Here is a 13150-nt window from a genome sequence, read left to right on the forward strand (position 1 = left end):
AACCCGCCGTCGTAGCGGAGCGGGTCAAGGTGGAGCGCCGTTGACGCGCGAAGCGCTCGATGGCGACGACCTTGAGGCGCGCAGCGGAGACGGCCACAATCGGGCGGCGGGAAAGGAGGACACCCCAACCCGCAAGGCAACCCCTTGACCCCCTGATCTCCCGAACCCCCTGATCTCCCGAACCCCCTGATCTCCCGAACCCCCTGATCTCCCGAACCCCCTGATCTCCCGAACCCCCTGATCTCCCGAACCCCCTGACCCCCCGAACAGGGCTTTCCGCACCGTCCCGAGCCTGGGCCAGTCCAGGAGTCCGTGATGCTAGCGGGGTCAGAACGGCCAGTAGAAGACGTCGGCGGTCGCAGAGGTCACGTGCGCCTCCGCGTCGCCGAACTGGGCTATCCGGATCCGCACACGGCGACCCTCGGACAGGTTTCCCTTCCAGGAGTAGGTGAAGTGCGCCTTGCCACCAGCGTGCACGGGGCTGTCGAGGGGACGGTTCCGCGCGATCTGCCATCCGCCGTCCCCGTCAGGCTCGTACTCGGTGGCGCGGATCTGCACCTCAGAGCCGGGGGTGACACCTTCCAGGATCACACCGACGGACAGGTCGTAGTAGGCGCCGTCGGTCTCCTCCACTCCGACCAGGGCGTAGAACTCACCGGTCTCGTCGTCGTGCCGCCGGTCGAAGCGCAGGCTGGCCCACGTGTCCGGCTCCAGGGACTGGCTGTCGTCCTTCTCGAACCTGCGGTGTCGGGGCATGTCGTCTCCTTCGATGCCGTCGGAGGGTTGCGTGAAGGTTCCGTCCTGGACCATCTGGTAGGCCCGGTCGCCGGGGCAGGACGTGGGGGTGAAATCGCGGTGCCCGAGCACGGTTCCCGCGATAGAGGTGTCGGATTCCATCAACCACTGCCGCAGAGCACGGACCGCGTTGACCTGTTCCGGGGTGATGCCGTCGTTCGGCCCGGTGGCCAAGGTGCAGGAGTAGTGCGAGGAGTTCCCTCCCGGCTGGGCCGCCTGGGTGCGGTACAGCCCGCGGCCTTCGATCACGTACCCGTGCGCGCAGGCCATGAAGGAGTTCCCGGTGAAGTACACCGTCCCCCGCCGCCGCGCCAGCCAGGTGCCGTTGGGTGTGGTCGGGCACCAGATGTGTCCGCCGTAGCGCTCTTCGGTGCGCGTGAGGTCGCCATAGGGGAGCAGCGCGCGCTGATCGGGCTCCACTGACCAGCCGTCCTCCTGGCAGCGCAGGTGTACGGTCTGCCCGGCCAGGACGGCGGCGAACTGGAGAGCCTCCGCCGAGTCCCGGTCCTGGAGCCGCCTCCAGTTCTGGAGCCGCCCCCAGTCCCGGCCCTTCTCCCAGCCCCCGTCCTGGAACCAGAAACGGCCGAGTAGCTGGGTGATCTGCGCAAGGGTGAGGGAACGCAGGAACTCGTGGTCGGGTGCGCTGCCGGTACCGGACCTCCAGCTCTCGGCCGTCTCCGCGACCAAGGAGTCGGGCCACTTGGGCTGGTCCGGCAGGTGGGCACAGGGCGCGGCGGTCCGGAAGAGGTCCTTCCCGTGGAGGGTGCCCGTAGTCGCCCAGACCTTGCTGAGTGCAGAAGCGTGGGGCGGTGTGCGCTCCACGGGCCAGCGGTGCTGACCGGTGGTGAGGGAGGAGTGCGCGCGCCCTTCCAAGCGGATGAGGGTGCGCTCGGTCGCGGGGAAGACGTTGACGGCCTGAACCGGCTGCCACTGGGACGTCCCGCTGCCGTGGTCGAGGGTGAGTACGGTGTCGCCCGCGCTGACCTGACGGAACGAACGCCAGCCGCCCTCGGTGAGGATCTCGGTCTCCTCATCCGCGCAGTAGCCGATGTCCGCCCATCCCCGGGAGGGGCCGGTGTGGAAGTCGCGGGTGTTGTTCCAGTAGGTGAGGCAGGCGGAGTGGTCTTGGTTGGGGAGCCCCTGGTCGGCGCTGTCGTAGTGGATAACGAGGCCGGACTGGGGATTGGCTTCGGAGGCCGGGGACGTACCCCAGCCCAGATCGGACCTGGACACGTAGTTGCTCGGTCGAGGCATACCTCCATTGTCCCCAGTGCGAACTTCTCTACGTGGTGATTCCGTGACAACGGGCGATAAGTACCAAAGATGAGCTCTGTACCCGCCACGCTTCGCCCGCCACCCGCCACCCGCCACCCGCCACCCGGAGTCCGGAGTCCGGAGTCCGGAGTCCGTGTGGCGGTGCGCGCACACCGCCGACCCGATGCGCCACGATGGGACCCCGACCCCGCCCCTCGGAGGTGACCGGTGCGCTCCGCCCACACCGTCAGTGTCGTACGTGATGCCGAACAGGCCCTCATGGACAGGCTGCCCGAAGGCGCCCTCATGCGCCGCGCCGCCTTCGGTCTCGCCGTCCACTGCTCCCGCATGCTGCCCCGCGTCTACGGGTCCAGGGTGACCCTGCTGGTCGGCGGTGGTGACAACGGCGGCGACGCTCTCTTCGCGGGGGCGACCCTGGCCGCACGGGGCGCCTTCGTGCGCGCGGTGCTCGCCGGGAAGCAGGCCCACCCCGGCGTGCTGGCGGCGTTGCGCGACGCCGCCCGCAGTGTCGTCCAGCTCGGGCAGTCCGACGGCCCCGGACCCGACTCGTACCGGAACGCGGTCTCCGACGATGCCGAGTCGGCGCTCTTCGACACCGACCTCATCGTGGACGGGCTCCTCGGCATCGGCGGCAGGGGCGGCCTGCGCGAGCCCTTCGCCGTGCTGGCCGCGCTGGCCTCGAACTCTCCGGCGCCCGTGGTCGCGGTCGACCTCCCCAGCGGTGTGGACGCCGACACCGGGGAGGTGCCCGGGCACGCCGTGCGCGCCGACGACACCGTCACCTTCGGTACGTACAAACCCGGCCTGTTCGTCGATCCGGGGGCCGAGCGGGCCGGTCGGGTCCACCTCGTCGACATCGGTTTGGCCCCGGAGCTTCCAGGTGCGGGCCTGTCCTGTCCACAGGCTGTGGACATCACGCGCCTCCTCCCCACCCCTTCGGCCGAGGACGACAAGTACCGCCGGGGTGTGCTCGCCGTTCGTGCCGGGTCCGACCAGTACCGCGGTGCCGCCGTCCTGTGCGTCGGGGGTGCCCTGCGCACCGGGGCGGGCATGGTGCGCTACGGGGGCGGCGAGGACGTCCTCGCGCAGGTGCTCTCGCGCTGGCCCGAAGCGGTCGGGGTGCACCTGGACCCGATGAGCAGCACGGACCTTGCACCCGGGCGGGTCTCGGCCGCGGTGGTCGGCCCCGGCCGCGGCACGCACCCCGCCCACGCCGACGAGCTTCGGGCGCTGTTGGAGAGCGACTGCTCGGTGCTGCTCGACGCCGACGCGCTCACCCTGTTGGCGGACAGTATGCCCCTCACCGACCTGGTACGCCGACGCACCGCGCACACCCTGCTCACCCCGCACGCCGGTGAGCTCTCCCGGTTGCTGCCCAAGGCCGAGCGCGCGGACATCGAGCAGCGCCGCCTCGAACACGCAGCCCATGCGGCTTCGCTGTACCACTCGACCGTGCTGCTGAAGGGGTCGACGACGGTGATCGCGCATCCCGGCGAGCCGGCGGTGGCCAACCCGACCGGTACCCCGCTGTTGGCTACGGCGGGTTCGGGGGACGTGCTATCGGGGGTGGCGGGGGCGCTACTCGCATCCGGGCTTCCCGCCCAGGAAACCGCCATGTGCGCCGCCTACCTGCACGGGCGGGCGGCGGTACTCGCGCGGGCGGGGGCGCCGATCAGCGCGTCGGACCTACTGGACGCGGTGCCGCTCGCGGTCGCGGAGGCTTCTGGAGCCGCCGGGCTCCTTCGGGGTCGGCAACCGGATCGTGACGTGTGACCAGCCGAAACCAAGGTATAAAACGGACATTTGCTTCCTAGCTGATTGAGGACGACGATGTCCGCGGACGTGACCGAAAGCCCTCCGAGCCCGCCGAGTCTGTGGCGCCGCTACCTCGACTTCCCCCTGATCTGGAAAATGGCGATCGCCCTCGTCGTAGGGGTGGTGGTCGGCCTCACCGTCTCGGTGACCGGCACCCAGTCCTGGGCCCTGCCGATCCTGGAGCCGCTCGGGGAACTGTTCCTGAACCTGCTCCAGCTCCTCGTCTTCCCGTTGATCATCTCGACCCTCATCGCGGGCGTGGTCTCGATCTCCCCGCAGCGGTTGGGGAGGATCGGGCTGAAGGTCTTCGTCTTCTACCTGGTGACCTCGGCACTGGCCATCTCGATCGGCCTCGGCATCGCCCTCGCGGTCTCTCCCGGTGCCGGGCTGAGCATGCCCGGTGACGGTGAGGAGGCGGCCGACCCGCCGGCGGTCTCCGAGACCCTGCTCAGCATCGTGCCGTCCAACCCGTTCGAGGCGCTGGTCGAGGGCAACGTCCTGGGCATCATGTTCACCGCGATCGCGTTCGGCCTGGCCCTGACCTTCATGGTCAACAGTAACGAGCACCGCACCCGGGAGCTGGGCATCTTCCTCCGCCGGGGTGTGGACGGGGCCGTGGAGCTGGTGTTCCGCGTGGTCAAGGGCGTCCTGCAGTACGCCCCGGTCGGTGTGTTCGCGCTGATCGCCGTGGTCCTCGCGGAGACCGGTTTCGAGGCCATCGGACCGCTCCTCCAGCTCACCGGTGTGGTGTACGGGTCGATGATCATCATGATCCTGGTCTACGCGGTCCTGCTCATGCTCTTCCGGGCGCGGGTGGGCCGTTTCTTCGCCGAGGCCAAGGAACCGATGCTCACGGCCTTCGTCACGCGTTCCAGCAACGGCACGCTGCCGGTCTCCACCCGGGCCGCGGACCGGATGGGCGTCAAGGAGGGTGTCTACGGTTTCACCCTCCCCCTCGGGGCGACCATCAACATGGACGGCACCGCGATCTACGTGGGCGCGGCGACCGTGTTCGTCGCCAACATCGCCGGGGTCGACCTCACCATCGGGCAGCTCGCCACGGTCGTGCTCACCGGTGTCCTCGCCTCGATCGGCACCGCAGGTGTTCCGGGCGCGGGGCTCATCATGCTGTCCATGGTGGTGACCTCCGTGGGCCTGCCGATGGCCCCGGTCGCCCTTGTGGCCGGTATCGACGCGATCCTCGACATGGCTCGGACCATGTGCAACATCACCGGTGACCTGACCGGTACCCGCATCATCGCGGGGACGGAGGAGGGCATGTTCCAGGATCCGGATGCTCCAGCACCGGAGGCCTCGGAACCGGACGCCCCCGAGGACCCCGGTGACTCCTCCGACGGGGAGCCCGAGAGCTCGTCGGCGGGTCCCCGGGACGCGACCTGACCCGACGGGCCTGGCCCGGACCGCGCCGTCACGCTGTGGCGGCGCGGTTCCGCGCTCTGCCGACCCGGTTCACCCGAGCTTGCGGGCGGCGTCCAGGCCCAGCTGGACGATGTCCGTGATGAAGTAGTCGCCGGGGTCTCGGGAGTCGCGCAGCAGGTGCACTTTCGAGTCGTCGACCCACATGAACTCGGTGTGCTTCTCGGCCTCCAGGACCGGGGCGTTCAGGTCGCCGTCCACGCGGACCAGGTAGTCGACCTCGCGGCGGGTCAGGCCGTCTCCCGGGTCCCAGTCGAGCCGGTACAGCTCCGCGACCACGCCGGACAGGGTCCAACCGGTCTCCTCGCGGACCTCGCGGGCCAGGCCCTCGAGCATGCTCTCGCCGTCCTCGACGTGTCCCCCGACCACGTCCCAGCAGTGCGGGAACACCTTGCGGGTGGCCGAGCGGCGCTGGGCGAACACGTGCCCGGCACCGTCGGTGATCACCGCGCCGGCGACCCAGCGGTTGCCGTCGGCGGTGTCGGGGAACTCGATCCCGTCGGCGACGTCCACGTTCACTGTCATTCGCTCTTCCTCACTGGGTTTTCCGTGGCCTTCCCTTAGGCCGTGTTTCCGCGCCGGGGTAGGCGCAGGGTGAGCAGCTTGGCCCGGGGCGCGAGGCTCCCGGCGAGGTCGAACACGGCTTCGGTCCGGCTGTGGTCCTCGTCCAGCACCGAGAACAGGTTGACCCCCAGGTAGTAGGTGATCGCCGCGTACGCCACCTCCCGGGCGGGCAGCAGCTTCCCGAGCGGGGAGCCGCCGACCACACGCTCCCACTGACCGGCGATGAAGTCGATCCACGGCTGTGCCCGCCGGTTGACCTCCGGGCGCAGGTCGGGTTTGGTGACCGCGGCAGCGACCAGTTCGGAGAACTCGGTGATGTAGCCGCGTTCCAGGTCGGTCCGGTAGATGCGGGTGGCGACCTCCATGAGCTCCTCCAGGGTGCGTGCCTGCCCGGCGAGCTCCTCGTACATGGCCATGCGTTCGGCGCTGGACCGGTCCAGCGCCGCCAGCAGCAGTTGGTCGACCCCGCCGAAGTGGTAGAAGACCAGGGCCGAGTTGGCCTCGGCGCGGGTGGCGATCGCCCGGGCCGACGCCCCGACGTACCCCTCCTCCCGCAGGATCTCGCTCGCCGCCGTGAGCAGGCGGTCCTTGGTCTCGGCGCTGCTCTTGCGGCCTCCGCCGCCACTCCTTGCCATCGTCCTCCCTCTCGATCGACCTTCATCATACGTTTTAATCGAGTGATTAAAACTTGTGCTTTAATCGTGGCATCGAAGCAGTGCGAAGGACCGTGCGACCAGAGGACCTTGCGACAAGGGAGTCCCCGCCATGACGCATCCACCCGAACCGGCCGACGCACCCGAACCGGCCCCGTACCGCCCCAGCCGCGCCCGCTGGATCCTGGCCGGGATCGTCCTCGCGGCATTCGGCGGCCTGCTCGCCGTGCGGGTCACCCAGTTCGGCGGCCTGGACCAGACCGCCCTGTTCTACGTCGGGCTGCCCGCGCTCCTGGCCCTGCTGGTCGTCCTGTGCGTCCGGGTCCGCAGCGCTATCGGCGCCGCCATGGCCGTCACCACCCTGGCCCTGCTGCTGGCCGGGCCGCTGCTCGGGGAGGGCGTGGTCTGCCTGGTCATCTCCGCTCCGCTGATCTACGGGGTGGTCTCCCTGGTCACCTGGCTGGTGGTGACGGTGCTCCAGCTGGACCGGCGCAACCCGCACGCGCTGGTCGCGATCCCCGTCCTGTTCGCCCTCGCCATGGAGGGGATCGGCGGGTTCTCGCTGCTGCCGAGTGAGAGCGCGGGCCGGGGTTCGGTGGTCGTCGACGCCGCCCCCGACCAGGTCGCCGACGCCCTCGCCGCCCCGCCCGAGTACGACGCACCGCGGGCCCTCTTCCTCACCGCCATCCCCTTCCCCCTGCCGCTGGAGGCCTCCGGGGAGGGCCTGGTTGAGGGCGACACCCGCGTCGTCGATTTCACCCCGCGCCGAACGCTCGCCTTCGGCGCTGAAGCCACCCCGCGCCACATGGAGCTGGCGGTCACGGAGAGCGAGACCCGCCCCGACGGCGGACGGGTGGTCTTCGACGTCACCGACGACACCGCCTTCGACAACTGGATGGAGATGGAGCGCGCCGTGGCCACCTGGGAGGAGACAGCGGAGGGGACCGCAATGACCTGGGAGATCGAGTACGAGCGCACCTACGACCCCTCCTGGTACTTCGGCCCGGTACAGGCCTACGCCACCGACCTGGCCGCCGAGTACCTCGCTGAGACCTTCGCTGAGGCGGCCCGGTGATCCCCGAAGAACTGCCCGCCCTCCTCGTCCGGGGCCTGGGCCTCGCACTGCCGGTGGTGGCGCTCGTCGCCCTGTGCCTGTGGCGGACGCCGGGGCAGCGGGAGACGGCGGCGATGATCGTGGCCTCCGGATGGGTGCTGCTCACCCTCATTCCGCTCAACCTGGTCGCCCAGCGGGAGGGGTGGTGGTCCTTCCACGCCGAGGGTGCCGTCTGGCAGGGCATCCCCGTCGACCTGCTGCTCGCCTGGGTCCTGCTGTGGGGTGCCCTGCCGGCGCTCATACTCCGGTTCCTGCCGGTCCCCTTGGTGACGGTGCTGCTGGTGTGGTTGGACGTGATCCTCATGCCGCTGGGCGAGCCCGTGGTGGTGCTGGGCGCGTGGTGGCTGCTCGGCGAGATCCTCGGTGTCGCGCTGTGCCTGATCCCCGCCCTGATGCTGGCCTACTGGACCCGGCGCCGCCAAGCGGTGCACGCCCGGGTGTGGGCCCAAGCCGTGCTCGCCCTCGGGCTCATGGTCGTCCTGCCCCTGTACGTCCTGGCGACCGCGCCCGTCCCGGCCTTCGCGTCCGCCCCGGCCATGGCTGATTTTCCGTGGGTTCCCTGGGCGGCGACCCCGGAGTCCCTGGCCGTCGGTGCCCAGGTGGTCGCCCTGGTCTGCCTGCCGGGCCTGGCTGCGGCGCGTGAGTTCGCGGCGGTGGGCGGGGGCACCCCGCTGCCCTACGACCCGCCCGCCCGCTTGGTTGCCAGCGGACCCTACGCCTACGTCCGCAACCCGATGCAGCTCACCGTCGTGCTGCTCTACCTGGTGCTCGGTGTCCTCCACCCGCCGCTGTTGCTGGGCGCGCTGGTGGCCCTCGGATACGCCGTGGGGTTCGCTTCCTGGCACGAGGGCGGGCAGTTGCGCGAGGCCTTCGGGGAGGAGTGGGACGCCTACAGCACGGCTACGCGTCCCTGGCTGCCGCGCTGGCGCCCGTGGGAGGGGCGGGCCCGGGGCACCCTCTACGTGGCGGTGGACTGCGGCATGTGCCGGGGCTTGGGGAGCTGGGTGGCGGCGCGGAGGCCGACGGCGCTGGCCATGCGGCCGGCCGCGGAACACCACGAGGTGCTGTACCGGCTCACCTACGAGAACGCGGAGGGGGTCCGGTGGAGCGGGGTGGCCGCCCTGGCACGGGCCATGGACCACCTCAACCTGGGGTGGGCGATGACCGGTTGGGCGCTGTCGCTGCCGGTGCTGCGCCACTTCGTCCAGCTGTGCGGGGACGCGTTCGGCGCGGGCCCCCGTCCGTCGCGGACGGTCCGGATAACCGAGGCACCGGCGCCCTCCCCGTCCGGGAACTGACACAGCCCCGTCCGGGAACTGACCCCCAGCTTCGCCCGGAAACCGGACTCCGGTGTCCAACGGCGGCCGCTAGGGCCGGACGCACATGTTCCGCGGAAGCCCTTCGCCGTTATGCTCGTGCGGGGCCGCCCCAGTGCCGGACAACTCCGGACATGGACGGCCCCCGTGTACTCAGCCCCCCGGCACGAGGAAGTCCATGGAAGTACAGGCGATGCTCGCGCGCGACCTCGTGCTGCGTGTCTGTGCCGGAGCGACCGAGTTCGACCTCCAGTGGGTGCGGGACGGGGAGAAGGTCACCACGCCCTTCTCCGTGCCGCGCGACCGCAACCTGATCCGCGGGATCGTCGAGGCCGGACGGGCGATGGGCGTCGACCGCCTTCTCGTCTGCCGAACCCGGGCCGAGTTCTCCTACGACCCGGTCACCGAGGTGCCCCTCGACACGGACACCCTCATCGCCCTGATCCGCGGCTGGGGGCCCAAGCCCACCGACTTCCTCGTCTGCGTCGAGGACTTCTCCGCCGCCGTCCTGGTCGCGTCCAACGAACTCACCGTCGCCGCGGGGCCCGCGGACTTCGTCCGGGAGATCGTCGGGCCGGACATCCCGCAGGCCCGAGCGGACTTCGCCCGCAAGGCGCTGGAGGGCAACCGGTCCGAACTGGTCCGGGCCGCCCAGCACCACAACTGCGTCGAACCCGGGGCACGCCACGCGCGCGCCCCCCGTGGGCCCGGGCCCGACCTGGCCGAACGCCTCTCCCGCTGGGCCGAACGCGCCCGTGAGCGCACCCCGGGGCCGGTGCGGTTCGGCCGCGGGCTGCGGGGCCTGTGGGGCTGGCTCATGCTCGGCGTGCTGCTCCTCGTGCCCCTTGCGGCCCCGGAGCTCGGCATCGCCCTGCCCGCCCTGTTGCTCACCTACCTGCTGCTGTTCCAGCTGGTCCTGCTGGCCCGCTCCAGAACCGTCTCCTTCGCGACGCTCCTCCGGGTCACCGCCCTGGGCGCCCTCCTACTGTGGCCGATCGCCCTCGTCTCCGCCCTGGTCAGCGGCGCCCTCGGCCTCGACACCGGTGACGTGTTCAGCCGGACCTATGTCGCGGTCACCGTCGAGGAGCTGGGTAAACTCACGCCGCTCCTGCTCTTCGTGCTGATCGCCCGGCGCCGGATGCGCCGCCTGTCAGCCGTCGACTTCCTCCTGCTGGCCGCGGCCTCCGGGGCCGGTTTCCAGTTGGCCGAACAGCTCCTCACCGACATCGCCTTCCCCTTGGCCGACGGGGGAGAGGGCACGGGCCTGATCCTGCCCGGCGGGGAGGTCGGGCCGGGGCTGGACGGAGCCGCTCCCGTGGTCTTCGCGGGGCACGCCGTGGTCACCGGGCTGATCGGCGCCACGCTCGGCCTGGCCGTCGTCGGCCGCCGCTACGGAAGCTGGCTCTGGCTGCTGCCGGTGCTCGCCACCGGGCTGGTGTACCTCGACCACCTCCACCTGAACGCCCAGACGGACGCGCACAGCCTGGACCCCGTCTCCACCTTCGTGCACGGTGTGCTCGGCGGCGGCTCGCTCACCCCGTGGCTGCTGCTGCTCGCCCTGCTCTTCGCGGTGGCCATGGACTACCGGGTGATCGGCGGCGCCGCGGAGACCACGCCGCCGCTCCCCGGCCGCGCGCCCCTGCCGAGGCTGCGCCGCTGGGCGCACGGAAAGTCGGTCTCCATGCGGGTCCGCGTGCCCGCCGACATCGCGCCGCTGTTCCGCCGTATCGCGCTCTCTTGGGTGGACCTGCCCGTCACCCTCACCATGACGTTCACCGCGATCGTGCACGAGCTCGCCACCGCCACGATGGCGGCCAAACAGGGGCCGGCCGCGCTCTGCGACGCCCTGCGCTTCCTCCGCTGGCGCCGGGCCAACGCGATGGGTGAGGCCCGCTCCGGCGGCGGGAGCTGGCGCCGCTACCCCTCCCAGGAGGAGCTCACCGGCAGCTCCCGCGAGCTCGCCCGCCGCATCGGCCTCGCGGGCACCGGCGGCATCGTCATGGCCGCGGCCCGGCTGCTCACCCTCACGGGCGCCACGCTCGCCCTGCCGGGGGCCTCGCCCGCCCCGGATCCCGGCGCGACCCCCGCCTACGCCGTGCACGCCGTCGAGGTCTTCCAGAACTGGATAGCCGAGGCCGACACCGCCACCGTCACCTGGGCGGCCCTCACCGCCTCGGCCCTGCTCAGCCTCCTCACCATGGGCAACGGTGTCCCGCACGCACACCCCAGGATGGGCGAGTTCCTGAGGTCCCCCACCGCCAACACGGGTGCCATCCTCGGCATGCTCGCCCCCGGCCAGGTGGGCTACGCACTCCTCGGCCTCGCCGGAACCCTGCTGCCCCGGACGGTGAACCGCCTGATCAGCCGCTGACCGCCAGGATCGACCGGGCTCGGGCGATGACGGGGGCGCCGACCATGCCTCCCTCGAAACCGAAGGCACCGCCCCGCGAGGCCGCCGCGGAAAGGACACGGCCGGCCCAGGCGATCTCCCCTTCGGTGGGCCGGAAGGCGGACCTGACCGCCGGGACCTGCTTGGGATGGACGCACGCTTTGGCGTCGAAGCCCGCGTTGGCCGCCTCGACGGCCTCCGCGCTGAGTCCGGACTCGTCGTCGGTGTCCACGTACACCGTGTCGATCGCGGGCAGGCCCGCCGCGCGGGCGGCGAGCAGCACCGTCCACCGGGCGTGGTCGAGTACGGGAAGCCGTCCCCGTCCGTCGCCGGTACGGCCGCCGAGGTCGGCCAGCAGGTCCTCACCGCCCCACATCAGCCCCGCGCAGTTGGCCGCTTGGGCGATCGCGGGCGCGGCCAGAATCCCCGCGGCGGTTTCGCACAGGGCGATGACGGGTCGCGGCCTCAGCATTTCCACCTCGTCCCGGGAGGCGGTCATCGGCAGCATCACGACGGCCTCGGGAAAGTCGATGAGGGCCCGCAGGTCCTCCGTGTGCCAAGGCGTCGAGGCGGCGTTGACGCGGACGATGACCCGGCCGGTCCCCAGGGTGTCGAGGACTTCCAGCGCGTGGCGGCGCCCGATGCCCTTGTCGTCCGGTGCGACGGCGTCCTCCAGGTCGGCGATCACCGCGTCCGCCGCTTCGGCGGCCTTGCGGACGCGATCGGGCCGGGTGGCCGGGCAGAACAGCGGCGCTGGGCCCGGGAACGCGGTCCGCGCGGTCACGGTTCGGTCGTGACTGTTCGACTCGGTCATGGAGACTCCTCAGTCGTCGAGCCCGGCCCCGGTCGTCGCAGCTGCGGACCGGTAGGCGCGGTGGGGGTCAGGGTGCGAGGACGGCGGACCCGCGGATGGCCTGGGGTCCGCCCTCGGCCGCGGCGGACAGCATGAGGCCGCCACCGTCTCCGGCGTTCCCGTCGGCAACGACGCGCTGTCCCGAGAAAACCGGTGTGACCAGGCGGAACTCGAACGACTCCACGGTCCGGTCCGGGTGGAAACGGCGGGGGACCTCCATCAGGAGCAGTGCCAGGAGGGGGCCGTGCACGACCAGGCCGGGGTAGCCCTCCACGTCCGTGCAGTAGGGGAGGTCGTAGTGGATGCGGTGGGTGTTGTAGGTCAGGGCGCTCACGCGGAACAGCAGGGCGGGGTCGGTGTCCAGGGCGATGCGTTTCCCGCCCGGCGCCGCCCCGTCGGACGGCTCCGCGGGCGACTTCGTGGCCGCAGCGGAGGGCGGGGACGACTCGGACCGCAGTGTGGCGGGTTGGGAACGGTAGACGATGTCCTGGTCCTCGACCAGGAGGACCCGGTCACCGCGGGAGAACTCGGAGCGCACGGTCACGAAGACCATCTCTCCGCTGCGCCCCTGCTTGACCCGCACCTGCTGGAGCGCCGACCTGCGGGTGACCTCGTCCCCGATCCGGATCGGGGCGTGCCAGCGCACCCGGGAGCCCGCGAACATGCGGCGCCGGTCCGGGACGGGCGGGAGGAAGGCGCCGTCGGAGGGGTGCCCGTCCTCGCCGAGGGCCGAGCGGCTGGGGTGGTCCAGCAGGTGGAACCAGTGCCACATCGGGGGCAGGGCATCGCCCCGCTTGAGGCTCATCGGGAGGTCTAGCGCGTGCGAGAACGCTTCGGCGGGCCACGCGTCGATGGTCCCGGTCACGCTCATGGGCGCGGGATCCCAGCCTTCGACGGCCGTGCTCAGCAGGGACATGGGACTCCTTGGGTCGGGCGGAT

At 71.3% G+C, this 13150-nt stretch carries 10 protein-coding genes; 5 read left to right on the forward strand and 5 right to left on the reverse strand.

Annotation, left to right across the window (positions count from 1 at the left end; translation table 11 throughout):
- Window positions 1-327: 327 nt before the first annotated feature.
- Complete coding sequence (locus tag ACYVD1_RS17780) at window positions 328-2049, reverse strand: N-acetylmuramoyl-L-alanine amidase (RefSeq protein ID WP_460773798.1); 1722 nt, start codon at window positions 2047-2049, stop codon at window positions 328-330.
- 228 nt (window positions 2050-2277) lie between these two features.
- Between ACYVD1_RS17780 and ACYVD1_RS17785 the strand changes: the two genes are divergently transcribed.
- Window positions 2278-3843, forward strand: a complete 1566-nt coding sequence (locus ACYVD1_RS17785) for an NAD(P)H-hydrate dehydratase (RefSeq protein ID WP_460773800.1) — start codon at window positions 2278-2280, stop codon at window positions 3841-3843.
- 57 nt (window positions 3844-3900) lie between these two features.
- Entirely contained in the window at window positions 3901-5286 is a 1386-nt protein-coding gene (locus tag ACYVD1_RS17790; protein ID WP_460773802.1) for a dicarboxylate/amino acid:cation symporter, read from the forward strand.
- Window positions 5287-5355: 69 nt separating this feature from the next.
- Here the strand turns inward: ACYVD1_RS17790 and ACYVD1_RS17795 are convergent, their stop codons facing one another.
- On the reverse strand, window positions 5356-5847 hold the full coding sequence (locus tag ACYVD1_RS17795) for an NUDIX hydrolase (protein ID WP_460773804.1): 492 nt from the start codon (window positions 5845-5847) through the stop codon (window positions 5356-5358).
- Window positions 5848-5882: 35 nt separating this feature from the next.
- Entirely contained in the window at window positions 5883-6521 is a 639-nt protein-coding gene (locus tag ACYVD1_RS17800) for a TetR/AcrR family transcriptional regulator (RefSeq protein WP_460773807.1), read from the reverse strand.
- Between the two features lie 130 nt (window positions 6522-6651).
- On the opposite strand from ACYVD1_RS17800, the gene ACYVD1_RS17805 reads away from it, so the two are divergent.
- The 3 genes from ACYVD1_RS17805 (at window position 6652) to ACYVD1_RS17815 (ending at window position 11340) form a co-directional block, all read left to right on the forward strand.
- Entirely contained in the window at window positions 6652-7614 is a 963-nt protein-coding gene (locus ACYVD1_RS17805) for a hypothetical protein (protein ID WP_460773810.1), read from the forward strand.
- A complete protein-coding gene (locus ACYVD1_RS17810) occupies window positions 7611-8951 on the forward strand; it encodes a methyltransferase family protein (RefSeq protein ID WP_460773812.1) in 1341 nt (446 codons plus the stop codon). The genes ACYVD1_RS17805 and ACYVD1_RS17810 overlap by 4 nt, the downstream gene beginning before the upstream one ends.
- A 196-nt stretch (window positions 8952-9147) precedes the next feature.
- Window positions 9148-11340, forward strand: coding sequence for a PrsW family glutamic-type intramembrane protease (locus tag ACYVD1_RS17815; protein ID WP_460773815.1), 2193 nt, complete (start codon window positions 9148-9150; stop codon window positions 11338-11340).
- Here ACYVD1_RS17815 and ACYVD1_RS17820 read toward each other — a convergent pair.
- Both ACYVD1_RS17820 and ACYVD1_RS17825 read right to left on the reverse strand, forming a co-directional pair.
- Window positions 11330-12172 carry an HpcH/HpaI aldolase/citrate lyase family protein gene (locus ACYVD1_RS17820; protein ID WP_460773819.1) on the reverse strand — a complete coding sequence of 281 codons (843 nt, stop codon included), beginning with the start codon at window positions 12170-12172 and terminating at the stop codon, window positions 11330-11332. The genes ACYVD1_RS17815 and ACYVD1_RS17820 overlap by 11 nt on opposite strands.
- A 67-nt stretch (window positions 12173-12239) precedes the next feature.
- Entirely contained in the window at window positions 12240-13127 is an 888-nt protein-coding gene (locus ACYVD1_RS17825) for an HTD2 family dehydratase (RefSeq protein ID WP_460773821.1), read from the reverse strand.
- Window positions 13128-13150: the final 23 nt, after the last annotated feature.

This window comes from Nocardiopsis nanhaiensis (assembly GCF_054778635.1).

Excerpts from the sequence above, each read along its gene's own strand:
- ACYVD1_RS17780 (WP_460773798.1), bottom strand. The coding sequence starts at position 2,049 with ATGCCTCGACCGAGCAACTACGTGTCCAGGTCCGATCTGGGCTGGGGT.
- ACYVD1_RS17790 (WP_460773802.1), top strand. The coding sequence starts at position 3,901 with ATGTCCGCGGACGTGACCGAAAGCCCTCCGAGCCCGCCGAGTCTGTGG.
- ACYVD1_RS17795 (WP_460773804.1), bottom strand. The coding sequence starts at position 5,847 with ATGACAGTGAACGTGGACGTCGCCGACGGGATCGAGTTCCCCGACACC.
- ACYVD1_RS17800 (WP_460773807.1), bottom strand. The coding sequence starts at position 6,521 with ATGGCAAGGAGTGGCGGCGGAGGCCGCAAGAGCAGCGCCGAGACCAAG.
- ACYVD1_RS17805 (WP_460773810.1), top strand. The coding sequence starts at position 6,652 with ATGACGCATCCACCCGAACCGGCCGACGCACCCGAACCGGCCCCGTAC.
- ACYVD1_RS17815 (WP_460773815.1), top strand. The coding sequence starts at position 9,148 with ATGGAAGTACAGGCGATGCTCGCGCGCGACCTCGTGCTGCGTGTCTGT.
- ACYVD1_RS17820 (WP_460773819.1), bottom strand. The coding sequence starts at position 12,172 with ATGACCGAGTCGAACAGTCACGACCGAACCGTGACCGCGCGGACCGCG.
- ACYVD1_RS17825 (WP_460773821.1), bottom strand. The coding sequence starts at position 13,127 with ATGTCCCTGCTGAGCACGGCCGTCGAAGGCTGGGATCCCGCGCCCATG.